The sequence below is a fragment of the Pseudanabaena yagii GIHE-NHR1 genome (assembly GCF_012863495.1).
Taxonomy (GTDB): domain Bacteria; phylum Cyanobacteriota; class Cyanobacteriia; order Pseudanabaenales; family Pseudanabaenaceae; genus Pseudanabaena; species Pseudanabaena yagii.
The window spans coordinates 1,176,998-1,199,267 of record NZ_JAAVJL010000001.1; the positions used below are offsets into that span (position 1 = coordinate 1,176,998).

The following is a 22,270-nucleotide window of genomic DNA, read 5'->3' on the forward strand; positions in this document are numbered from 1 at the left end:
TGCTGCTATCAAAGATGGTGACGATGCTTTGCTGGTTAACTGGTGTGAACTAACTGTGACTAGACCTGATGGCAAGGTAGTTTACAAAAACTCTTTTGCCACCAATCACCTGATTACTGAGCAAACAGTGGTGGAAATCGTGCTGGCTGGTCGTACTCGTTGGAAAGTGGAAAATGAGAATAACAATACTCTCAAAACTAAGGGCTACAACCTAGAACACAACTTTGGACATGGCAAGGAGCATCTTGCTTCATTCCTAGCCACCCTCAATATTTTGTCCCTACTATTTCACACGTTATTGGAATTGGTCGATGACAAGTACCAGTTATTGCGCTCTCATTTGCCAACCCGCAAAACCTTTTTTAACGATTTACGCGCCTTGACTCGATATCTTGTTTTTGATAGTTGGGATCATCTTTTGACTTTTATGATTCAAGGTTTGGAGTTAGATCTCCCTCCCAACAGTAGTTAATTTTTCATAATGAGAATTGCTGCAAAGAAAGTGCGATTATCTCATGATAATCTGTGAGGCTGAAGCGTCACGTCGTCCTGAATCAGCCGATTTATACTTTATTGAACTCAAGGGGCGAGATTTAATTTCTGCTGTCGAGCAACTAACTCAGACAATTAAGTATTTTCAAACTGAAAGATATAAAATTACAGGGAAAGTCTTTGCTAGAGCAGTTGTGAGTAGAGTCGTCAATCCCAAATCCATCGAAGTAGACTCAAGAGTGATAGCCCTAAGAAAGTTGATGAAAAAGCTTGGTGGAGATTTTGCGTATGGCTCAGTACAATTTGAGAGAGATCGCATCTAATCATTATGAATACAGTGCTAAAACTATCATCCCTTCTACCCAAAGGAATGCGAATCCAGCAAATCAACCATCTCACGCTTTTTAAATTTACTGATGAACTTGGCGATCGCCTTCAAACCCTACTCGACAAGAAAAAGGCTGATACTCTTACGGCTACAGAAAATCTTGAGCTAGAAGCGATCGCTGAACTGGATGAGATTTTTAGCTATATTAATGCAGCGATCTCTTCTCGATCTTTAAGAACAGATTGATTGAAAGGAAATTTGTAATTGTTCCATTAACTCAGTTAGTGAAATGTTCCGCAATTGAGATAAATGGATAAGATGTGGAAGGCGATCACTTTGCCAGCGGATTATTCGATAACTACCATGGATTATTCGATAACTACCATTTACTGATTGCATCGGTGAGATGCAAAGCTGCTGCCTGTACTGAAGCGATCGCTCTGGTATAGCCTAAACGAGTAGGACCTAAAACTCCGACTGTGCCAACGGGCTTATCATCACAGAGATAGGTACTAGAAATGAAAGTACAGTTTTGAATTGGCTCGATAGAAATTTCTGAACCGATGGAAATACTGACGGCTCTGGTCGCAGATCGGGCTTGATCGACAATTAACGCCATTAACGAAGCGCGATCAGCTTCAAGAAGCTGCACAATATTCTGAACCTGTTGCAAATTAGAAAATTCGGGCTGACGTAATAGTTCCGTTAAGCCACTAATAAACATTTGCCCTAAAGCCGTGCGATCGCATAGTTTCATCAACTGCTGCAAGGACTGCTGTAATAACACCGCATATTGCTGAAACTGTCGATCTAGATCATCCCATTGCAGCGCACTGCCAAGTTCTGTCCAGCTTTTATCGCGTAAATGTTCATTTAAAAAATTATTGAGAATATTTAATTCACCTTCTAAAACATCAGGCTGAGTTTCGCTAGGCAAATCCATCGTTACAGAGGCAGTGTGGTAAGTATCACTAACCGCGATCGCCATAATTTTGCGTTGATCGACCATGACTAATTGCAAATGCCTAATTCGCATAGTTTGCATATTCGGAGCCGTAATCACGGCGATACAGCCACTTAAAGTCGCTAAAATTTGGGCAACATCACGCAGTACCCCATCGAGGCTGGACTTACCAAGGCGATCGCTTTTGCTTGCCATAAACTGATGGGTGCTATAGGTCAGCTCGCTGGCAGGATCGATTAGTTCATCGACATACACACGATAGCCAGAGTCTGAAGGCACACGTCCTGCTGAAGTATGGGGCTGATATAGTAAACCACTGCGATCTAATGTATGCATCACATTACGGATCGTCGCCGGGCTAATGTCAAAGTCATACTCTGACACTAAAGCCTTTGACCCAACAGGTTCCGCCGTTTGGATATAGTGATCGATGGTTGCCCAAAGGACTTTTTGTTCACGATGGGTAAGTTGAGTTTTCATAGGCTCTGACGATGTAATAATGTTCAAAAAGTACTAAAAGGTAATAAATAAAGGTTTTTTGATAAAAATCGAAGATAAATTGCCAAAATGAATTGCAAATTAAACAGAATAAAAATAAGTATTAAACAAGCATTAAATAAGTATTAAATTTTTATTGTTAAATTTAACTCCTATAAGTTAAGAGTTTAACTATTTCTATACCTAGATTCTAAAGAAATCCAGTATCAAGTTGTATATACGTTGATATTTTTGGAGATTAGCTAGGCGCAGAACAGCTCAAAATCCACTAAAATTGTGACTTGGTTTCGCTACAATAGCCAAATGTCTCTTGAAGAAATAGACCAAACATTTAATACTGTAGTTTCTCCGATCATCACAGTCCTTACTGTAGTGGCTTAGACATACCTCAGCTTCACCTATATATTCACCATTGAGTTTGGTAAGTAACTAACATCTTCATGGAAAATCAAGAGCAAACTACGGCAGTTGAGCAGCAATATCTTTGGGCAGTCGGACTAGATACCGAGTCCTTTCCGCCTGCATCGTTACTGGGCGATCGCTATCGTGTCCTATCCTCACAAATTGTTGTTGATACCGATGCCTTCACACTACCTGAGCTACCCCTTGAATTTCAGACTTATGTAGTGTCTTATCTCAAGCTATCACGATTGAGCCTGCACCTGCCCCGTCCCTATGGTTTGCTTTTATTAGGTGAGGAGCTAAATCTTTCAGAAATATTTTTATTAGAAAATGTCCCCATCGATCGCCAAGGCAATCTTTGTCCGACCTTAGCTGAGAGTTGGGGACAAGCCTCCGCTTTACGCCAAATTAATTTACTCTGGCAAGTCCTCAACCTCTGGGAACCCCTCGCCGAACAAAATATGACGCGCACCTTGATCGAACCTAAATTGGTGCGGGTCGATGGCATGTGGGTGCGCCTGTTGGAATTACAAGCAGATGTATCGGCAGTGCATATCTCTCAATTAGGGGACATTTGGGTACAGTGGCTGGATCTGGCTAAGCCTGAAATTGCCGAACCGATCGCTGAATTTTTCTACAGTTTGGCTCGTGGTGAATACGATGTAAACAGTGCGATCGCCTATCTCGATAAGTTGACCTTAAAGGTGATGCAGGATCAGACCTTCACCGTGCGCGTAGCCAGTGCCACGGATGTAGGACAACAGCGCGATCATAATGAGGATGCTTGCTATCCTGACACTAAGCGTCAAAAACGCAGCGAACAGGCTGAGAGTTTACGCGATCGTCTGGCGATCGTCTGTGATGGGCTTGGTGGTCATGATGGTGGTGAAGTCGCAAGTTCGCTAGCGATCAAAACCCTCGAACAACAACTCAAAACCCTCCTTAATCAAGCTGAGAATGATCCTGACTTCTCAGCGCAGGGATTTATTGCCCAGTTAGAGATGGTGGCTCGTGTTGTCAACAATCAAATTGTGGCAATTAACGACCAACAGCAACGCCATGCCCAGCAACGGATGGGAACCACTCTGGTTATGGCAGTAATTCCCCGTCCCAATGGACAGCCCAGCAATGAGGTCTATGTAGTGCATGTTGGTGACAGCCGCCTCTATTGCATTAGCAAAGATAATTTGCGCCAAGTTACCCTCGATGATGATGTGGCAACTCGCGAGACTACCTTGGGCTATAACTTCTATGCCTATTCATCCCAACGCATTGATGGTGGCGCGTTGATTCAAGCCTTGGGAACTAGAGGCTCCGATATGTTAGTACCAAGGGTACAAAGATTCTTTATCGACGAAGATTGTCTGCTACTACTTTGTTCCGATGGTTTGAGTGACTTTGAGCGCGTTGAGCAGATCCATGACAAATATTTGCTCCCAGTTTTAACTGAAGACAAACCCCTCAATCTCAGTTGCCAAAATCTCATTGATCAAGCCAATGAATTGAATGGGCATGACAATATTACGGTCGCCCTGATGCGTTGTCGGTTTGCGCCTCCCGATCCTAATGAGGATAACGTAAATGAAGATCATCAGGTGACTTCTTCCGAGGGTTCTGAAGATGATGTAGATACTGAAGATATTTTGCCCAACCCCAATCATGTCAACGAAGAGGCAGGTGCTTTAGCAACCACAACTACTGATGCTGATAGCTCATCTAGCGAACCCACAGATGTCCCCGATAATTTGAGTGCCAGCGATCTGGAATCGGCAAAAACTGAACTAGCAGTGCCTAGACAGACTAACAAAGCCTTCATGATTATTTTGATCTTAGTTGCCCTCTTGTTAGGGAGTGGCTTAGCGGCTTTTCAGTTTCCACAGGTAAAAGATTGGATTCGTCAGCATGTACCTGCGAGCTTCAAAAAGTTTGTGCCACCAAATTCCTAAGGCAAATTCCTCAATGATCGATTGCCTTTCTTCACAAGCTATCGCTACTGCTGCTCAGATGCAAGCGATCGAAAATCTGATCTTCCAAGCAGGAATGCCCGTAGCCGCATTAATGGAAAAGGTCGCGCTGCGGATTACCCAAAGATTAACGGAACTCTATCCCGCTCGGAATTATAGACGCATTGGCATCTTAGTTGGTTCTGGACATAATGGTGGTGATGCCTTAGTGGTGGCGCGAGAACTGCATCACCAAGGGCGACAGGTGCGAATCTATACACCATTTGCCAAATCTAAACCCTTAACGCGAGTACATGGATGCTATGCCAAAAGTTTAGGGATTCCCTTTGTTGATCTAGAGGCACTACAGGATTGCGATTTGATTGTTGACGGCATCTTTGGATTTGGATTAGAACGGGATGTTACTGGCGATGTCGCGATCGCTATACACACCATCAACAATTGGCAAATTCCTATCCTCAGCATTGATTTACCATCAGGGCTTCACACCGATCACGGTAAGGTCATGGGTATTGCGATTCGGGCAACCCATACTTTTTGTTTGGGACTATGGAAGCGGGGTTTACTGACAGAATCGGCTACGCCCTATGTTGGTAAGCTGGAAAGAATTGGGTTTGACATTCCTGAGCAATTTATACATCAAGTATTAGGGGATCAACATCCTCTCTGGCGGATTGAGCCACAGATACTCCGCGATCGCCTACCAATTGTGCGTAATCCCATCGCTCACAAATATGAAATTGGCCATTTATTGCTAGTTGTCGGATCTCAACAATATGGTGGTGCGGCTCTTCTCGCGGCGATGGGCGCAAAGGCAACAGGTGTGGGAATGTTATCGATCGCTGTTCCCCATTCTCTAAAACCGCTAATTCTCGTCCAAGTTCCTGATGCCCTTGTCATTGGCTGCCCAGAAACTGCGGGAGCGATCGCCGAATTACCGAATCTTGATTTTGCGAAATATCAAGCGATCGCCTGTGGTTGTGGGCTGTCCCTTGAAGCTATGCCAGTTGTCAAGCAAATCATCGATAGCGATCGCCCACTAATTCTTGATGCCGATGGTCTAAATGCTTTAGCCTCTTTAGACAGAGCCACTGGGCTTGACCAATTACAGAATAGAAAAAATTCTGTGATTCTTACTCCCCATTGGGGCGAGTTCTGTCGGCTATTTCCTGACTTACGCACAGTTGAACGCATAGAGGCTTTACAGAGAGCCGTAACCCTCACGCAATCCACAATTTTACTGAAGGGATCAAAGACGGCGATCGCTTTTCCCCACAACACCTCATCACAGGTATGGATCAATCCCGAAAGCACTCCTGCCCTAGCTAGAGGCGGTAGTGGTGATGTCTTAGCAGGTATGCTTGGGGGCTTATTAGCTCAAGGCATGGCAGCTAATGATGTTGCGATCGCGGGAACATTGTGGCATTCCCAAGCCGCGATATGGCTCGCTAAACAGCGCACGGAAATGGGGGTTGACCCTGTAACCCTTGCCCAGAGTCTATTGCCTTTTTTAGGTCAAGAATTGCCTGTTTAGTTATGCTTATAAGGCTCTTGCGGATAAAAAATGTCCCACCAAAGTTATCTAGCTTCGACTTCGCTCAGCTAACGTTGGCTGAGCGAAGTCGAAGCCACAGGTACTTTAATTAATAGCAAGTTCCTAACAATCCTAAAATAGTTTGTGGAATCGCACCCCTTCGGGGCGCGATTCCACAAAACCCAAAATCTACCAAGGATTTGGAACTGCTATATCTACTTAGCAATATCACAAATCTTATAGCTCTATTAAGCAAATTACGTCAGTTTGTGAGTAATTAGTGTCTTTTGAGAGCTACGATGAAATCAAGATTGTGATATTTGGGAATAATGTATTTACACTGTTGAGAATACTGTTAAGCAATTAAAATAATCTCTAAAATTTCTCTGGATCTCCTTAATTAATCTGTTTAGAAAATTGGTATTTAATCTTTCTATAGAGATGGTGGCTGTTTGAGCAGTTGGCACATAGGTAGTTAGATGTAATTAAATATAAAATCACCAAAACTGTGGTGTAAGCGCCACATAAACCACAGGATGTTGTTCTGATTTTCAATGATTTTAAGCTTATCTAATCAATATCTTTTTTCTAAATATCTGGATGCAATTAAATATACAAGCTAAAAACCTGTAGACCATGCTGTGCTTGCCATAAATGTTTTGGCTCTGATTTTTAATTATGCCCAATTACTTAGTATCAATATGGATTGGTATACGGGTTGTCTTGACAAAAAACACTATTAGACAAACTAAATACCTTGAATTTAGGCATACATTGTTGCCTAATCTTATATTTTTGATAGAAAGAAATCGATGCGATCGCAAGAAGATTTGAGATAAATTTGTCAGCCAATTTACTTACACTAAAATGTGTCAATTTATCGACAATATAAGATAATCTTAAAACTGTGGAAGATGACTGTACTTGCCTGTCTTAACAATAGGCAAACCTTGAAGTAGTAATTGCAAGTTTATGAGCGATCAACCAGAAAAACCAGAAAATAATAGCGATCGCAACGATCAGACCAAAGATGTTCAACCCAAAATCTCTTTGAAGCCAAAGCTCAGTCATATTTTGGGGATGTTATTTCTTGGTGTTGTACTGAGCGGAGCAGCCGCAAGAACTTGGCAAATCATTGGTCAGCAAAAAATAGCCAATGAACCGATCGCTCAAGATCCGAATTCAGCAATCCCCCTATATGATCGCAATGGCTTTCCCAATTTAATTCCACCACCACCTGCTGATGCAGAGGTATGGGAATGTGATGTGGCGATCGTTGGTGGCTCCCTAGGGGGGGTAGCTGCCGCCTATCATTCGATGAAAACTGGGGCAACGACTTGTTTAATTGAATTAACCCCCATGCTCGGTGGACAGGTGAGTTCGCAAGGGGTCAGTGCGATCGATGAATCCCTACTCATGCGCTATCGTCAGCAGTTTCCCCTCAGTTGGACGCATTTTAAAAATATTATTGCCAGTCAGCCTGCCCTACCCGAAAAATATTCATATCTCAAACCAGGGGGTGTAGTTGCTGACACCAATAGTTGCTGGGTTGGTAATCTTTGCTTTACTCCCTATTCAGGGGAATTAGCCGCCGAAGAATTTTTGCGTGAGTCACAGCGATCTGCACCTAAGAGTCGCTGGGAAACACAAGTTGCCTTTAAGGGGGCAAGTTTTAACGATAAGGGCGATCGCATTACGGCTATCTATGGTGTGAGAAGAATTCCCCGCGATCCTAATTACTTACCTCAAGGTCGCTTATCTCGCGAACTGAAAAGCTGGTTTAACTGGAACTCTGACGAAACCTTTGATAAAAAAGCAATTCGTTTGCAGGCTCCCGCAGGCAAGCAGATGATCGTAATTGATTCCTCTGACACAGGAGAGTTAATTGCATGGGCAAACTTACCCCATCGTCTCGGTGCAGAAGGTTTTAGTACAACGGGTGAAGTCCATGCCGTTGCCGATAACCCTGAATGTACTCAAGCATTTACATTCCCCTTTGTGCTGAAAATAGCCGATGACGAAGGGCAATCGCTGAAGGAACTACGCAAAGTGCAGCCCGGTTATTCACGGGAAGAACATCGTAAGGACTACGACTTGGGTAGATTCCCCATGTTTGAAGGAAATAGTGTGTTCAACTATCGCCGTATTATCAGCCTGAAACGTGATGATCCCTTTAAAGCAATTCCTGCTAAAGGTGATATGACCGTCGTGAACTGGAATCGTGGTAATGATTGGGGCGTTATGAATCCCCCTTTAATTTTGACGGATAAACAAATCCGTGATTCAGGACAGCAACAAAATTGGTTGGGTGGTTTAAATACTACAGCACTAAAGGATGGCGAAAATCATGCACTGCTATTTGCAGAATGGATCATGGACAAATACGCCTCTCCCCAATTCCCTGTACGCATGATGTCGGGTCCCGATAGTCCTATGCCTACCCAATCTGGTTTGAGTATGTATCCCTATATTCGTGAAGGTCGGCGAATTTTGGGGCGTCAAGCCTATGGGCAAAAAGAATTTTTCATGCGTGAGCAAGATATTCGTAAAGATATGGATGGGGGGCGCAATTTTAATCCCACTTCAATTGGCTTAACCCACTATGCGATCGATATGCATGGTTGCCGCTACCGTAACTGGGAACCATCGAAATCGCCAAGCGCTGCTCCTGCCAATGAGGATAAAGTCCGTCCAATTATTTTTCCTTTGGAGAGCTTAATTCCTCAACGCATTGACAATTTGCTGATGGGCGGCAAGGCGATCGCTGTTAGCCATATTGTTAATGGCGCAACTCGTATACACGTTGGCGAATGGGCAGCAGGCTCAGCCGCAGGTGCGACCGCCGCATGGATTATCTTGCAAGATGATCCATCGTTAACACCTCAAGCAATTCTGGATCGCGGCAAAATTAGTGATTTACAATCCCATTTGCGATCGCAAGGTTTATTAATTGATTGGTAAGTCATCAAGGCGGCGCTTTGCGCCGCCTTGATGATTAGAGATCTTGTGGTTTGCTAAAAATAGCTGTAAATACCTGCTTAAGCGTTAGTAAGACCAGTCCCAAGGCAATTACTGCAAAAATCATCGTTATGCCTGAACCAAGCGCCAATAGGACTGTGCGGACAAGGGTAGACAGACGATTCGCTAGCGTATTTGTGGTCTGCAAGGGTGCAGTCGCTAACTTATGAGCCACCATATTTGTAAATGCGTAGAGACCGGTGGCTAGTGTGGCAGCGATCGCTGCGCCTGTGAGATTTTTAAAAGGTGAGGGGGTCTCGTTAGACGGAGATGGGAGTTGAGCTTCTTCAGTCATCTTCTTGAGTCATATGTGAGATTAAATGATTTGAGAGATTGCACCCCTTCGGTGTGCAATCTCTCAAATCATTTTTAGGAATGCCTTATATAAACTAAAAGATAAGTAGCAATGCTGAGCTTTACTACTTATCTTTTAAAATTTGTGACCTAAAATCACGAAAAATTCACCTAAACAGGCAAAAAACTTAATATCTTTGACCGCAAAATGATCTAAGATATCCGCACTCAACACAAAAATGCTAGTCCCACTGGAAACAGTGGGCTTTCTTTTATCATTGCACAAATGTTTGTGTGGTGCGACAACAAATTTAGGGTAATGTTGTATGTTTATTTCTTTTCATGCCTTGCATAGTCATCTTGAAAGCGAATAATGTCATCTTCACCCAAATATTCGCCATTTTGCACTTCAATCAAGATAAGCGGAATAATGCCCGGATTTTCAAGACGATGCGCTGTACATTTAGGTACATAGGTCGATTGATTTGTACTAATCATCGTTTCTTTGTCCGCACAGGTCACTTTGGCTGTACCAGAAACTACGATCCAATGTTCACTACGATGATGGTGCATTTGCAAACTGAGGCGATGACCAGGTTTAACCTCAATACGCTTAATTTTGTACCCACGTCCCTCCTCTAACGTAGTAAATGATCCCCAAGGTCTCTCTACGGTGGCATGAGCAGATTCCCCATTGAGATTGGCTAGACTGGCGATCGCGGAAGGAGCTTCTTTTACTGGTGACATAATTTGCAACTTAGAAAGCTGAACTGCTCCTAGAATAGCACTAAGCCAAATAATCATGATGACCTAAATCACAGCTTAATTAATCATTAATTTGACTTTGATTTATCAAATTTAAAAGCCATCAAAAAATCCCTAAATAATGTTGTATCTAGCAACAAAATACTCAACAAATTTATTATGTTTATTAGTTAAATAGCTTATGCTTGAATACTTACGGGTGGGTAATCCTGCGCCAGATTTTGAAGCAGATGCAGTCATCGATCAGGAATTCACCAAAATTAAACTTTCTAGTTATCAAAAGAATAAATACGTTGTTTTATTCTTTTATCCCCTTGACTTTACCTTTGTTTGCCCTACCGAAGTGCTTGCCTTTAGCGATCGCTATGATGAGTTTGCCAAATTAAATACGGAAGTAATCGGTATTTCCGTTGATAGCAAATATGCTCATCTTGCATGGATTCAAACCCCACTCGCTGATGGTGGACTGGGCGGAGATATTAAATGTCCATTAGTGTCTGATCTAACAAAGGCAATCGCCACTGCTTTTAATGTGCTTGACCCATCTACAGGCGTAGCTTTGCGGGGATTATTTATCATTGACAAAGCAGGAATTGTCCAGCACGCAACTATCAACAACCTAGCCTTTGGACGTAGCATTGATGAAACTATCCGCACCCTCAAGGCAATTCAACATACCCAAATCCATGAAAACGAGGTTTGCCCCGTTGATTGGCAAGAAGGAATGGCAACAATCACAATTTTTAGTTAACTAGGGTACAAATCAGAATCCTAAAATCAGTTAAGTTGACTTCATTAAAATTTAAAATTGTCAACTCATCTTAATGAGGAAAGCAAGTAGAGCGTATGGCTGAGCAAAAAAAAGCTGTTTTAATGGTGCACATTGACCAATATCAAGGGCAACTGTGGCAAGCAGCTTTGGAAACCCAGCAATTGGAGGTAACTTGGGAAAGTCCTAACTGTGATCTTGTGCAATATTTAGAGCAGTGCGATCGCCAAAATCTTCCCAATCTTCTACTGATGGATATAGCGCTCAAAAGCCCTAACTCAGAAACTTTGCAATCATCATCAGTATGTCAATGGGTAAAAAAACAACAGTCTGATACAAAAGTTGTCTTATTTAACCCTCGTCAAGAAAGAATCAAAGATATCGAACATAGCTGGGCATTAAGAAGAGGAGCAGTTGATGTCTTGCCACGCCTCTCAAGAGATAATTTAATTTCTGAAATCGCAAGAGTTACTGCCTTAATTGGCTGTTCATTAATTGCCCACCCCCTAGAAGCAATAGCCATTAGTATGGATGGAGTCTCCACAGTGGCACAAGAGAAGACAGTAGCGGTGACACCCGTTGAAGCAATTAATGTAAACTCAAAGTCAGATATCACCAATAAGCCGAAAGTTGATACTAAGTCTGATACAGCAATAATGTATCGCGGCGTTAGAATTAGAAGGTAGTAGCCCTTAAATCATGTCTAACAGTTCACCGCAGCAAGAGTGCTCTCAAGCTCAAAACTTCATATTATTTGCACAGCATGGGTGGGCGGATACATATCACGACATTAACTACTTAGCTCAAGCATTAGTAGATCAATCATCAAGATCAAATATTCCTATCTATACGCCTGATCTTGGTTGGATTAATACTTGGCTCACCATAACTCCACTAATCGATAAAGTTGAACGGATTGCAATAGAAGCGATCGCCCAATATCCAGATCTCCCCCTACGCATTGTTGGTCACTCGATGGGTGGATTAATCTGGCTCGAAGTTTTAAATCGCCATCAGGAATGGTGGCACAAAGTCCATAGCCTAGTCCTAGTTGCCTCACCTGTTGGTGGCTCTGATTTGGGTAGATTATTCGATCCATTGCGTTTATTTCCTCTAATTGCCCGTGACCTAGGCACAAATCGTCGCCCCATTGCTGAAGCGATCGCATCCCAAATCCCCACATTATCCATCGTTGGCAATGTAGGTAATCACACAGATGGCACAGTACCTATAGGCTGTTCGCAGTTTAATTATGCAAGCCTTGTCTATCTAGATGGGTTACGTCATCCCACACTTAAAAATCATCCCAGAGTTGCGGAAGCCATCCGCCAATTTTGGAATCGACCAGTAATTGCACCCCTACCAACAGATAGTGCTTCGCAATTAATAACCAAACTAAGAGCGATCGACCTCACCGAAACCAATAACCAAAGTTTTCAATATGCTCAAGTAATCAAAACCTATCCAGATGACACAAAACTTTGGGTATGGAAAAACTATCTGCAAGTTACTCATATTTTTGTCAGTGACAGTATTGCAGAAGACCAAGGTTCAATCGATCGATGTATCTACACAGCTTTCACAGGTTGGAAAGATCAAGATAAATTGGTAATTGCTCTCAAAAATTTATAGATTTATCAGCAAAAAAGCTCACACTTAGTGTGAGCTTTTTTGTTGAGTTGAAGGTATGGCAATTTATCGGAAACTAGGAATTAATATCTTTCTTGTTTCTCAGGGAGTGAATAGCTTTATTACCTAAATACAATGCACCCAGAATACCGATACCTAAATTAGGTGAAAAATCGAAAGGTATTGGAGCGGTAGAAAACTGTGCATTATCAATAAAGTTTCCATAGGAAGTAGTATTAGTAGCATTCTGAGCAATAGTCGAACCGTCAGACGTTGTAGTATTAAGCCCGTTGGTTGATGTTAATGCTGAATATGAAAATCTAACAGTCTTAGCAGAAGTACTAGTATCTACAAAAAATGCAGAAAAAGCAGATGACTGATAATTAAACCACCCATTGTTAGCTCCTGGATTTGCAGGGTCTAACAACTTAGTTAGAAAATCTCTCTGGAAAAGAGTTGTTCCCCCACTAGTTATTGCACCATTGGCATCTGTTGTCGCACCAGTCATATCCGTAATCGTGAGTTGAATGATATTAATAGCAACATTGGTATTACCTTGATTTTCTCTTGCTCGATGCCAAAAATCGAAGTAAAGCTGAGTCTGTCCGCCAGTCACTGGAGCTACTATCTCCTGATATAGAGAAGCTGCAGTAATTGCATTAATTTCAGCAAACTGATTGCCATTGGCAGTATTAGCTACAGTTACTGGCACTAGTGCTCCACCACTAAACCCAGATTGCCATAGCTCTATACCACCGTCTGCTGCAGTTGTTCTCCATCCCGTTATATTGTTTTCGGTAGTAACTACAAAATTGCTACCTGTTCTCGTTACAGGAGATGATTCATATTGAGAATCACCGTTTATAACAGGCAACGTTGTAACACTGTCAGCCTCAAAGCTGGGGTTAACTAGTGAAATAGCTTGAGCAGAACCGAAAGACAGAGTATTACTTGCAATTAGAACTAATGCACCTAGTAGACTTGCATTTTTGACGGATGTGGTAAATGTCTTCATAGGACTTGTGGTTAAGAATATTTAGGTTAATGTACGCGATCTGTCTCAAGCTGCTATCCGACTTTAGTTAAAACCTGCCACCACTTTTGAATCAATAAATTTATTAACTAAATGATACCCAAGATTTAATAGTAAAGAAAGTTTATATCATATCCATATTGATTTAGACAAATAAGTAAAGCATTTTAAAGCTCTTATGGGGCTACGTATTATCTCTAGAGGTATCAAGACTCTCATTTAATTCTTTTGTATTTCCCGCATTCAACACATTAAGATGTAAAGCCTAAATATGTCTAGATCAAATAATGGAATTGGTATGATAGGAATAATCAGTTTATTTAATAGCTTCAAGATTAAGACTTACAGGATAATATTTGCCATTTACTAAAAGCTTGCGTCCTGAATTATCATCAAAAGTGGTCAGCTCATCCGTACCTGGTGTCCACTCTCTTACTTGAGAAAAACCAACTTTAAGTAATATTTCCGTCAAGCTGGATTGATTAAATATTGTCATGTGAAAATTATACTTATAATCTTGTCCACCCATTAGTATGCCGACAATTGAATTCGCACTATTATCATTGTCTTTATAAATATTTAATATCAGATCAAAATCTGGTACGGAAAGACGAAGAATACCATCTTTTTTTAAGACTCTAAACCATTCAGCCAATACAAGTTCAACTCTAATATGATGTGAAAAATGCTCTAAACAGTGACAGGCATAAATTAAATCGACTTTATTGTCTGGCAAAAATGATAAATCATCAATATTTCTAACATAGTGGATGTGTGAAGCAGGTAATCCATCAACATTAATAAATTTACTATGTTTAATATCCCCACATCCAAGATGCAAATTATATCTTCCATTTAAATCAGGGATAGGAGGACGAACAAATTGTCTTTTGATCTTTGCTAAAAAGACCTTGTAGCTAGATCCTAAGCTTGATAATCCATTGTAGTAATGAGATAACTTCATACGATATCTATATTTAATAGATGATGGAAGAAGTTTCTTAAAACTGTTTTTAATCATAATTTTTTGATGTTATAGATGAACTTTGCTACTTTTATCAGTTTATTTAACTGTCTAAGTCTTTTACTAAGTTACAGAATCATTTTATAAGATTCATTAACTTGATTTTATGAAGAAAATGCGAGAATATTTTTGACAAAAAGATAACATAGGAGATAACGATCATTATCCATTTGCGAAAATCTTTGACTTTGACTAAGCTGCAGTGCTTTTACTTGATTAGAAATTGCTGTGACTATAATCTTCTCTCAAATCATTTCGGATTGCTATAGATTTAATTTTGCATCTCTTTAATTAATTGCATAATAACTTGGCTGTCCTCAGCGTAGGGGATATGTTGTAGATAGTTTTCGAGATCTATTCTTGACTCGGTAAAGCGTTCGAGTTGATAGCAAATTAAACCCCGATCGCGCCATTGTGTAGGCACGTTTGGATTCAGCATTAGAGATCGCTCGATAGTTGCTAATGCTTTGTTGGGTTCATGGCGACGCAAATAAATTAGTTTTAAATTGTTAAGCAAACGGTCTAGAATGCGGCGAATGCTGACGGGTTCCAGATATTCTGGCTGAAGAGGAACTCTTTGGCCATATAGTTGAGCTAATTTATTCTCACAATCTTCAGGAAATAAAATTTCACCTTTATTATAGGGATCGATAAAAATTTCTAGATCTGGATGTTGAGGACGGATCAGAAAGTGTCCAGGGAAACTAATTCCTTCGATAGGAAATCCAAGGCGATCGCCTATTGCCATATAAATAATTGATAACGATATGGGGATTCCTAGGCGACGATCTAGAACATCATTGATGAAGCTATTACGTGGATTGTAATAGTCCGTATCATTGCCACAGAAGGCTTTCTCAATAAATAGGTATTGATTGATCTCTTGTACTATTTTGAGAGGATAACGAGTCTTGGCTAAACGGGGTTGCAAATCATCCACCATCTGTTCCAAAATTTCTCGATAATGTCCGAGATCCATCTTGGGATATTCTTCCCATGCGATCGCCAATGCTCCTTCGAGCAAATGGTTAATGGTTATCTCAGAGTCAGGCGTATGGGCAATTTGCCAAAACTTTTGCCTTGCGGGGGAAAGACTTAACACGATCATTAAAATTAATTGAGTGTATATACTTGACCGCTAAAAAGAATGCGGGTAATGCCTTTCTGCACAAGTTTAGGGCGCGTAATATGAATGAGGTCGCTGGGGAATTTGATCACACGCTGATTATGGTGAGAAAAACGCCGCGCTACACGATGGTTATCAAAAATTGGGATGGTCTTGGATAGTGATTCTTCAGGAGGGATTGAACCTAGATCCTTAAAATCCTTAAGGGGACGGGTGATAATCTCGGCAATGCGATCGACAACTATGTAGCAAATCACTGGTAAATCAGCTTCGTCTAGTGGCAAAATTTCAAGGTGATCGCTGGCACTATGAGTACCATGCAAATCGGCAAACATCGTCAGGCTCGATTCGGTATCTTCTTCGGAGAAATCTAGCTCATCTTCACTCAGGTCAAGATTATCTTCATCGACTAGATCATCTTCAGATTCGTCATCGTCCTCTAGATCTTCATCTTCTAGATCTGCATCCTCTAGATCTACGTCTTCAAAGTTGCCCACGGTCATATTCAGGTTGTCATCTAGCTGCTGGTCATCCATTGCGATCGCCGTTTCTTCACCTTGCTCAAAGTTGTTAATCTCATCGGGAATAATTGACATATCATCGGGAATCAATGCAAGTTGATTTACCTGAAAATTGCCAAGATCGTGATTTACTCGCGATCCTCTTTTCCCTTTAGCCTGTTTTTGGCTTACCAATTGTCGATATTCCTCAGCAGGCATTAGCTCCTGTAGCAGTCGTGAAACTGTACTCGTACTAATGCCAAACTGCTTCGCCAAGTTAACCGTAGTCGCGTCAGAGTCGCGATAAAGGCGAAGTATTTCTTGTTTTTCATCCAGCGCAAGTTTAACAGCCATTGATTTGGGAAACCCAGAAACCGCATCTACGAACCAATCAATATCTTAACGCTTGAGCGTATGGATTAGAGTCCTAATATGTGGCGCATTGGGCAAAAACATACTAGAACTTGCTAAATATTTAGGTAAGGCAAGCCATCCATTACATAATTATTTAGTGAAATATCTTAAATGGCTGATTACATTAGGTTTCTAAGCCCCCCTAGATATTTAATTAAACTTGACAGTTGGTAAGTGATTTCCTATGTATCCAATGATAATTTTTTGTGGTTGCTCTGGATAAAAATATATACGCCAAGCTAAAGGAGTAAGTCGAACATGCCAGCTAAAAATGCGGTTTTTTCCGTCGGGACAGGTAAAAGTATGTTCTTGTGAATATTTTTGTAGCGTAGCCTCACTTTCAGGAGTAGTTTTACTTAACTTTTTTGCATCAAAATTGCCTTCTGTCCAACCTTCTGAATATTTTTGTAACTCAAATAATCTTTTTGTCACTGGAGAAAGCATCAAATTACCAATCGATAAACTTTGTAGCTGATTTTTTACAGAACCACAAAATTGAAGATTTGGGAATAAATCATCTTTCTGGCTCCATAAATCTCTCCCATCAATATTGCTATGAATACGATTCTTAAACCAGTCAATGTGATCTTGTAGATGTTCTTTTCGACTTGCATGAACAATTGCTATTTTTTTATCATCTTCGTCAATGGAGATAACATCTAAATCTAAGTAACTGCAATCCCAACAGATTTCTGAGAGTAAACTTACTGAAATAATATCCAGTAGGTAAGCAACACCAAGTCCGAGAGCGGGTTTACCCTGATATCGAAATTCATAAGAACCTCTATTATTTTCAAGTAATTGGACTTCGTCAGAATCTGGTGCACCTTCAGAAAAAGGAGCTTTTGTACTAAGAGATCTAATAAATCGCCGTTCTTCCTTATCTACATCAATGTCATTCAACCATCGACGTAAAGTATAGTCAGATGCTAATAAAGTTAAGTGAAAATCATATTGCGTTATTAGGATAGCTCGACTTTTAGTCTCAGCGTTTATAGATCTCACAGTTTGCATTAGGTTAGACATCCATTGACGAGCTATGGATGTATTTGGGGCAGGAGTTTCTATAGACAACTCATTTAAGACAATATCTAGAGCCATATTTCACCCCTGAGCAGGCTCCAACAAAGCATCTAAGCTTTTGTCCCATTCATCAAAAAAGCCATCTGGCCACTGATCAATTCGACCGTTTCGATCAATGCGAGGTGATGATACTTGAGTAGATGCTTGATCATTTTGTTCAATGCGTTGAAAGAAATGTAAGCAAACGTCTTCTGGTTTGATTTTGCCTCCATGTACTGCAAGCCGAACACCATTTAGCACATGATCGCTATGGGTTTCTAGGACAACTTGCACACCACAATTAGCTGCAATAGCCAATAAATTCCCCATCATTGCTTGTCCTTGAGGATGAAGATGCGCCTCTGGATTTTCGAGAAGGAGGAGTGTACCTGCTGGTGCGGATAATATAGCGATAAGGATTGGTAATGTACAGGTAATCCCAAATCCGACATTAGTTGCTCGATAGGGATTGCTCAGTCCATAGGAATATTGCAAACTGACTAAACCCATATCAGGACTTAACTTTCTCTCAATCTTTGTTCCCGGACTAACTTCTCCCATCCAAGCCCTGACCTGTTCAATTAAGCTATCGGATTCAGCTTTTGGGTGACTAAGGGCAACGTTGGGGATATTCTCATCTCTATAAACTGACAAAAAATGTGCTGCATATTCTCCTCTAGTGCCAATTTGTCTAAGTTGCCGCACTTGAAATTCTGATGTTTCAAAAAATGGACGAGGACCAATTCGTTCTGCGGTAAGGTATTGAAAAGAGTTATTAAAGAGGCTTGTATTATAAATTTTAGGATAAATAGGTTTTGAATTTAATTTCAAAACATCAGCCACTCTATTGTAATTAAATAGCCATACACCTTCTTTGCCATCTTTCCAACTAACCTTAAAGCCAATTTGATCTTCTGCTGCCCCTTCAAATAGTGCATCCTGTGCAGTGCCAATAGTAACTAAATCACCATTAAGTGCTAAGCCAGAATCAGGAAGAAGTCCTTGATAATATGATTGTCGCAACAATAAAAGTGATTGAATAAATGTGGATTTTCCAGAACTATTAAGACCAGTTAGAAGTGTTATATTACCTAATTTTAGAGTTTGTTTTTCAAAACATTTAAAATTTGTTAATCCTATTGTTTCAATCATGTTCAATTTTCTTTTTTATTATATTAAGTTCTTATTTTACTTGATATTTATATTTAAAATTTTATCAATCAACCATTTGACTGTGCTAAAACGATATTTAACCCTGCCAATAGAACCAGTTCCTTCAGAGATAGAATCAATAAATCGACGATCTGCATTGATTTCAATAAATAACTCTATAAGAGAATCTTTTCTCATTTTTAATAATTCTATTTGATCGTAATTTAAACAACTTAGATTTACAGACCAAGCCTCAAATAAAGCTTTATTGAAAGGCATTTTCCTAGCATTTTTATCAGCCCGTTTACGAAATGCCTCATTGCCAAAGATATCTATCGCAGCAGACATAGCCTTGAAAAAATCATATTCTAAATTGTCAAGATGTTCATCTGACATATCATTCATTATTTTCATAGCATTATTCAGAAATGTGTCTAAATCAACTGCATCATATTCTAAAAAATGAGTGATCTTAAATGCCAAAAAACGTAGGACTGTCTCACGATCTGCCATACGCTCATCTCGGACAGAATTTCCTGTAGCATTTTTAAATTCTTCAGTCTTAGCAAGTTTTTCAAGAAATTTTGTTGCTTTGCCTTGATTGATAGCATGACGAATTTCTTGAGGTGACAAGGGTAAACCACCAGTATTAATACGTTTAAATATATTAAATTTAAATTCCTCTGATGTCCCCTTTTCAATTAAGTGAATGGTGATTTGGGTTTCGTTGATTCTTCTCTGATAATTTCTTGGTATCTCTTCATAAGATTTCCCGTTAAGCTGTGTGAGAAACTCTAATTTTGACAATCGGAATATATCTTTATCATCATTTTTTTCTTCATCCTTACCTAACACAAAATGTTTAATAGCGGTTAATCGTTGCTGTCCATCTATAACTTTCCATTTATCCTCATCAGTTGCATCAATATAAAAAGCTGGTAATGGAATGCGTATAAGCATGGACTCAATCAATCGACTTTTAGCGACAGGATTCCAAATAGTAGAATTACGTTGAAAATCTGGAGATAGTTCAATTTCACCAAATTTAATTCTGTTGAGGACTAAATCTATCGTTATTTGTCTTGTATCAATTTTAATCTTAGTAGGATCAAATGGCTCAATAATTTCCTGTTCTTCTTCTATCTCAACATCTAAAACATCATCCTCAAAAATTTGATTTTGCTTATAATTATCAACATTTTTTTGTGATTGATTTTTGATTGTACTCATGGTAACTATCCCTTGTTACAAATAGTAAATTAACTAGATTTAATAGGCTATTATATTAGATTTAGAATATAGATTTGATATGAATATAAATCAAACTAAACAATGATTTTTAGGTGTGTACAAATATTGATTAGTATTAACTAGTATTGAAAGCATATACAGTCTTAAAACATAATAGCCGAAAAATGAAAGGTAAAGTTTTTATTGTTGGTGCAGGGATTGGGGGCGTAGAGTTTTTGACAGTTCGCGCTAGGGATTTGATATGTACTGCTGAAGTGATTATTAGTGATGCGCTAGTCGATCGCACTTTATTAGACCTTGCGCCGCCACAATGTAATTGCATCATTGCGGGTAAACGGGGTGGACAGGAAAGTATTAAGCAAGCAGAAATCAATCAAATGCTGGTGGAATATTGCTTGCAGGGTAAGCAAGTAGTGCGGCTCAAGAGTGGCGATCCTTGGATATTTGGTCGATCGCTACCTGAGATATCAGCATTGCAAGCCGCTAATTGTGATTGGGAAGTAGTCGCAGGGATTTCTAGTGCGATCGCGGCTCCCATGTTGGCTGGGATACCACTTACAGAAGTGGAGGCGAGTTCTTGTTTTGCGGTGATGACGGGACATGATTTGGAGCGGCTGCCTTGGGATGCGATCGCTCAAATTCCGACATTGGTAATTTTGATGGGGACAAATAATCTGGCGGGATTGTTGGCAAAATTGCAAGAGGGAAAATCTGGGGATACAAAAATTGCGATCGTGCGTTGGTGTGGGAGACCTGAGCAGCAGGTATGGACAGGTACTTTGACAGATATCCAGTCAAAATTACCTGAAGGATCTCTATCGCCATCGGTGATTATTATTGGGGAAGTCGTAAAGTTTCATGAGCAATTGTCCCGTCCTGACAGGAAATTATTAGAAAATTGTGTTCTCCAAGACTTGGCATCAAGTCCTATAAAAAGTACGTTGGCTTCGACATCGCTTAGCCAACGTTGGCTGAGCGATGTCGAAGCCAGTGTTGATCTAGAAAAGGAAAAATTACCATTGCAGGGCAAACGGATTTTAGTGACAAGGGCAGCGACACAGGCTAGCCAATTTACAGATTTACTCACCAATCAAGGTTTTGAAGTTATTGAGATGCCAACTTTAGCGATCGTGCCTCCAAGCAGTTGGGAAATGTTGGATCAAGCGATCGCCGATCTTGCAAATTATGATTGGTTGATTTTGACCTCAGCAAATGCTGTTGAGAGTTTTTTCGGACGCTTGCAACAGTCTGGCAAAGATAGCCGTGCCTTGCATTCCCTGAAAGTTGCCGTAGTGGGGCGCAAGACCGCCGAAGTGTTGGCAAATTATGGAATTACGCCCGATTTAGTACCAGTAGATTTTATTGCCGATTCCTTGATTGATGCCTTTTTGACAGGCAATCATGTTTTAACTGACAAAAAGTTGTTATTCCCGCGAGTGCAATCGGGTGGGCGTGAGGTTTTAGTGGAGCAGTTGCAACAACATGGGGCAATTATCGAGTCGATTCCTGCCTATGAGTCGGGCTGTCCTGAAGCGATCGATCCTGTCGCCTTAGCAGCTATTCAAAGCCAAAAACTTGATGTAATTACCTTTGCTAGCTCCAAGACTGTGAGGTATTTTTGTCAATTACTGGATCGTGTAACAGCTAGAGAAACTTGGCAGACTTGGATTGCCTCAGCAAAAATTGCTTCTATTGGTCCTCAGACCTCTAAAACCTGTGATGAGTTATTGGGGCGAGTTGATTGTGAGGCTGTGGAATATACCCTAGACGGTTTAGCCGAAGCGATCGCCAAAATCCTTAATTAAAGGTTAGGTACAAAAGCACTTGACCTCAGTTTTTAAACATTACAAAAACAAGCAATTTCTGACATTTACTAGCTTTTTTCCATACAATAAATACATAGGCTCTTTTAAGAACGTAATTTGAATCTTGCTTTAGTGCTTCACCATAAGATAAGAAATCGATTTTTGATGACTTAGCGAAGCCAAGTCATCAAAAATCTGGTTCTCTATTAAATTGTGGAACTCTAAACTGGGAGAAATTACAAAAAC

The 22,270-nt window shown here is 40.4% G+C and carries 19 protein-coding genes and 1 pseudogene; 10 read left to right on the plus strand and 10 right to left on the minus strand.

Annotation, left to right across the window (positions count from 1 at the left end; all coding sequences use genetic code 11):
* Positions 1 to 7 precede the first annotated feature (7 nt).
* From HC246_RS05625 to HC246_RS05635, 3 genes and pseudogenes are all read left to right on the plus strand, one after another.
* Positions 8 to 472, plus strand: a pseudogene (locus HC246_RS05625) (ISNCY family transposase); the annotation flags it as partial.
* A gap of 43 nt (positions 473 to 515) precedes the next feature.
* Positions 516 to 815: a hypothetical protein gene (locus HC246_RS05630; protein WP_169362534.1), complete on the plus strand. Its 300-nt coding sequence runs from the start codon at positions 516 to 518 to the stop codon at positions 813 to 815.
* Between the two features lie 5 nt (positions 816 to 820).
* Positions 821 to 1,066: a hypothetical protein gene (locus HC246_RS05635; RefSeq protein ID WP_169362535.1), complete on the plus strand. Its 246-nt coding sequence runs from the start codon at positions 821 to 823 to the stop codon at positions 1,064 to 1,066.
* A 133-nt stretch (positions 1,067 to 1,199) separates the two neighbouring features.
* Here the strand turns inward: HC246_RS05635 and hrcA are convergent, their stop codons facing one another.
* Positions 1,200 to 2,264 carry a heat-inducible transcriptional repressor HrcA gene (hrcA, locus tag HC246_RS05640; RefSeq protein WP_169362536.1) on the minus strand — a complete coding sequence of 355 codons (1,065 nt, stop codon included), beginning with the start codon at positions 2,262 to 2,264 and terminating at the stop codon, positions 1,200 to 1,202.
* A gap of 458 nt (positions 2,265 to 2,722) precedes the next feature.
* Between hrcA and HC246_RS05645 the strand changes: the two genes are divergently transcribed.
* The 3 genes from HC246_RS05645 to HC246_RS05655 all read left to right on the plus strand — a co-directional run bounded on the left by HC246_RS05645 (position 2,723) and on the right by HC246_RS05655 (position 9,143).
* Positions 2,723 to 4,630, plus strand: coding sequence for a protein phosphatase 2C domain-containing protein (locus tag HC246_RS05645; RefSeq protein ID WP_169362537.1), 1,908 nt, complete (start codon positions 2,723 to 2,725; stop codon positions 4,628 to 4,630).
* Positions 4,631 to 4,643: 13 nt separating this feature from the next.
* Positions 4,644 to 6,182 carry an NAD(P)H-hydrate dehydratase gene (locus tag HC246_RS05650; RefSeq protein ID WP_169362538.1) on the plus strand — a complete coding sequence of 513 codons (1,539 nt, stop codon included), beginning with the start codon at positions 4,644 to 4,646 and terminating at the stop codon, positions 6,180 to 6,182.
* A gap of 972 nt (positions 6,183 to 7,154) precedes the next feature.
* The gene (locus tag HC246_RS05655) at positions 7,155 to 9,143 is read left to right on the plus strand and encodes an FAD-dependent oxidoreductase (RefSeq protein ID WP_169362539.1); all 1,989 of its coding nucleotides are present in this window, start codon (positions 7,155 to 7,157) and stop codon (positions 9,141 to 9,143) included.
* A 34-nt stretch (positions 9,144 to 9,177) separates the two neighbouring features.
* Here the strand turns inward: HC246_RS05655 and HC246_RS05660 are convergent, their stop codons facing one another.
* Both HC246_RS05660 and HC246_RS05665 read right to left on the minus strand, forming a co-directional pair.
* The gene (locus tag HC246_RS05660; protein ID WP_169362540.1) at positions 9,178 to 9,495 is read right to left on the minus strand and encodes a DUF3082 domain-containing protein; all 318 of its coding nucleotides are present in this window, start codon (positions 9,493 to 9,495) and stop codon (positions 9,178 to 9,180) included.
* A gap of 329 nt (positions 9,496 to 9,824) precedes the next feature.
* Entirely contained in the window at positions 9,825 to 10,241 is a 417-nt protein-coding gene (locus HC246_RS05665) for a phosphomannose isomerase type II C-terminal cupin domain (RefSeq protein WP_169364488.1), read from the minus strand.
* 199 nt (positions 10,242 to 10,440) lie between these two features.
* On the opposite strand from HC246_RS05665, the gene HC246_RS05670 reads away from it, so the two are divergent.
* From HC246_RS05670 to HC246_RS05680, 3 genes are all read left to right on the plus strand, one after another.
* Positions 10,441 to 11,010 (plus strand): peroxiredoxin, encoded by a 570-nt coding sequence (locus tag HC246_RS05670; RefSeq protein ID WP_169362541.1) that lies wholly within the window; start codon positions 10,441 to 10,443, stop codon positions 11,008 to 11,010.
* A gap of 95 nt (positions 11,011 to 11,105) precedes the next feature.
* Positions 11,106 to 11,714 (plus strand): response regulator, encoded by a 609-nt coding sequence (locus HC246_RS05675; protein ID WP_169362542.1) that lies wholly within the window; start codon positions 11,106 to 11,108, stop codon positions 11,712 to 11,714.
* A 13-nt stretch (positions 11,715 to 11,727) separates the two neighbouring features.
* Positions 11,728 to 12,660 (plus strand): alpha/beta hydrolase, encoded by a 933-nt coding sequence (locus tag HC246_RS05680; protein WP_169362543.1) that lies wholly within the window; start codon positions 11,728 to 11,730, stop codon positions 12,658 to 12,660.
* A 73-nt stretch (positions 12,661 to 12,733) separates the two neighbouring features.
* Here the strand turns inward: HC246_RS05680 and HC246_RS05685 are convergent, their stop codons facing one another.
* The 7 genes from HC246_RS05685 to HC246_RS05715 all read right to left on the minus strand — a co-directional run bounded on the left by HC246_RS05685 (position 12,734) and on the right by HC246_RS05715 (position 20,198).
* Positions 12,734 to 13,672: a PFE-CTERM domain-containing protein gene (locus HC246_RS05685; protein WP_169362544.1), complete on the minus strand. Its 939-nt coding sequence runs from the start codon at positions 13,670 to 13,672 to the stop codon at positions 12,734 to 12,736.
* Positions 13,673 to 14,006: 334 nt separating this feature from the next.
* A complete protein-coding gene (locus HC246_RS05690) occupies positions 14,007 to 14,711 on the minus strand; it encodes a class I SAM-dependent methyltransferase (protein ID WP_169362545.1) in 705 nt (234 codons plus the stop codon).
* Between the two features lie 274 nt (positions 14,712 to 14,985).
* A complete protein-coding gene (locus tag HC246_RS05695; RefSeq protein WP_169362546.1) occupies positions 14,986 to 15,822 on the minus strand; it encodes a SirB1 family protein in 837 nt (278 codons plus the stop codon).
* 5 nt (positions 15,823 to 15,827) lie between these two features.
* Positions 15,828 to 16,694, minus strand: coding sequence for a helix-turn-helix domain-containing protein (locus HC246_RS05700; protein WP_169362547.1), 867 nt, complete (start codon positions 16,692 to 16,694; stop codon positions 15,828 to 15,830).
* A 210-nt stretch (positions 16,695 to 16,904) separates the two neighbouring features.
* The gene (locus HC246_RS05705; protein ID WP_169362548.1) at positions 16,905 to 17,855 is read right to left on the minus strand and encodes a hypothetical protein; all 951 of its coding nucleotides are present in this window, start codon (positions 17,853 to 17,855) and stop codon (positions 16,905 to 16,907) included.
* 3 nt (positions 17,856 to 17,858) lie between these two features.
* Positions 17,859 to 18,968 carry an AAA family ATPase gene (locus tag HC246_RS05710; protein WP_169362549.1) on the minus strand — a complete coding sequence of 370 codons (1,110 nt, stop codon included), beginning with the start codon at positions 18,966 to 18,968 and terminating at the stop codon, positions 17,859 to 17,861.
* A gap of 36 nt (positions 18,969 to 19,004) precedes the next feature.
* Positions 19,005 to 20,198: a DUF262 domain-containing protein gene (locus tag HC246_RS05715; RefSeq protein ID WP_169362550.1), complete on the minus strand. Its 1,194-nt coding sequence runs from the start codon at positions 20,196 to 20,198 to the stop codon at positions 19,005 to 19,007.
* Positions 20,199 to 20,383: 185 nt separating this feature from the next.
* Between HC246_RS05715 and cobA the strand changes: the two genes are divergently transcribed.
* Positions 20,384 to 22,024 (plus strand): uroporphyrinogen-III C-methyltransferase, encoded by a 1,641-nt coding sequence (cobA, locus tag HC246_RS05720; RefSeq protein WP_169362551.1) that lies wholly within the window; start codon positions 20,384 to 20,386, stop codon positions 22,022 to 22,024.
* The last annotated feature ends 246 nt before the right edge of the window (positions 22,025 to 22,270 follow it).

What these genes read in the sequence shown, in the direction of transcription:
- cobA (WP_169362551.1), top strand. Translation starts at nt 20,384, where the DNA reads ATGAAAGGTAAAGTTTTTATTGTTGGTGCAGGGATTGGGGGCGTAGAG.
- HC246_RS05670 (WP_169362541.1), top strand. Translation starts at nt 10,441, where the DNA reads ATGCTTGAATACTTACGGGTGGGTAATCCTGCGCCAGATTTTGAAGCA.
- HC246_RS05690 (WP_169362545.1), bottom strand. Translation starts at nt 14,711, where the DNA reads ATGATTAAAAACAGTTTTAAGAAACTTCTTCCATCATCTATTAAATAT.
- HC246_RS05700 (WP_169362547.1), bottom strand. Translation starts at nt 16,694, where the DNA reads ATGGCTGTTAAACTTGCGCTGGATGAAAAACAAGAAATACTTCGCCTT.
- HC246_RS05650 (WP_169362538.1), top strand. Translation starts at nt 4,644, where the DNA reads ATGATCGATTGCCTTTCTTCACAAGCTATCGCTACTGCTGCTCAGATG.
- HC246_RS05710 (WP_169362549.1), bottom strand. Translation starts at nt 18,968, where the DNA reads ATGATTGAAACAATAGGATTAACAAATTTTAAATGTTTTGAAAAACAA.
- HC246_RS05705 (WP_169362548.1), bottom strand. Translation starts at nt 17,855, where the DNA reads ATGGCTCTAGATATTGTCTTAAATGAGTTGTCTATAGAAACTCCTGCC.
- HC246_RS05675 (WP_169362542.1), top strand. Translation starts at nt 11,106, where the DNA reads ATGGCTGAGCAAAAAAAAGCTGTTTTAATGGTGCACATTGACCAATAT.
- hrcA (WP_169362536.1), bottom strand. Translation starts at nt 2,264, where the DNA reads ATGAAAACTCAACTTACCCATCGTGAACAAAAAGTCCTTTGGGCAACC.
- HC246_RS05630 (WP_169362534.1), top strand. Translation starts at nt 516, where the DNA reads ATGATAATCTGTGAGGCTGAAGCGTCACGTCGTCCTGAATCAGCCGAT.
- HC246_RS05680 (WP_169362543.1), top strand. Translation starts at nt 11,728, where the DNA reads ATGTCTAACAGTTCACCGCAGCAAGAGTGCTCTCAAGCTCAAAACTTC.
- HC246_RS05715 (WP_169362550.1), bottom strand. Translation starts at nt 20,198, where the DNA reads ATGAGTACAATCAAAAATCAATCACAAAAAAATGTTGATAATTATAAG.
- HC246_RS05695 (WP_169362546.1), bottom strand. Translation starts at nt 15,822, where the DNA reads ATGATCGTGTTAAGTCTTTCCCCCGCAAGGCAAAAGTTTTGGCAAATT.
- HC246_RS05635 (WP_169362535.1), top strand. Translation starts at nt 821, where the DNA reads ATGAATACAGTGCTAAAACTATCATCCCTTCTACCCAAAGGAATGCGA.
- HC246_RS05665 (WP_169364488.1), bottom strand. Translation starts at nt 10,241, where the DNA reads ATGTCACCAGTAAAAGAAGCTCCTTCCGCGATCGCCAGTCTAGCCAAT.
- HC246_RS05655 (WP_169362539.1), top strand. Translation starts at nt 7,155, where the DNA reads ATGAGCGATCAACCAGAAAAACCAGAAAATAATAGCGATCGCAACGAT.
- HC246_RS05645 (WP_169362537.1), top strand. Translation starts at nt 2,723, where the DNA reads ATGGAAAATCAAGAGCAAACTACGGCAGTTGAGCAGCAATATCTTTGG.
- HC246_RS05660 (WP_169362540.1), bottom strand. Translation starts at nt 9,495, where the DNA reads ATGACTGAAGAAGCTCAACTCCCATCTCCGTCTAACGAGACCCCCTCA.
- HC246_RS05685 (WP_169362544.1), bottom strand. Translation starts at nt 13,672, where the DNA reads ATGAAGACATTTACCACATCCGTCAAAAATGCAAGTCTACTAGGTGCA.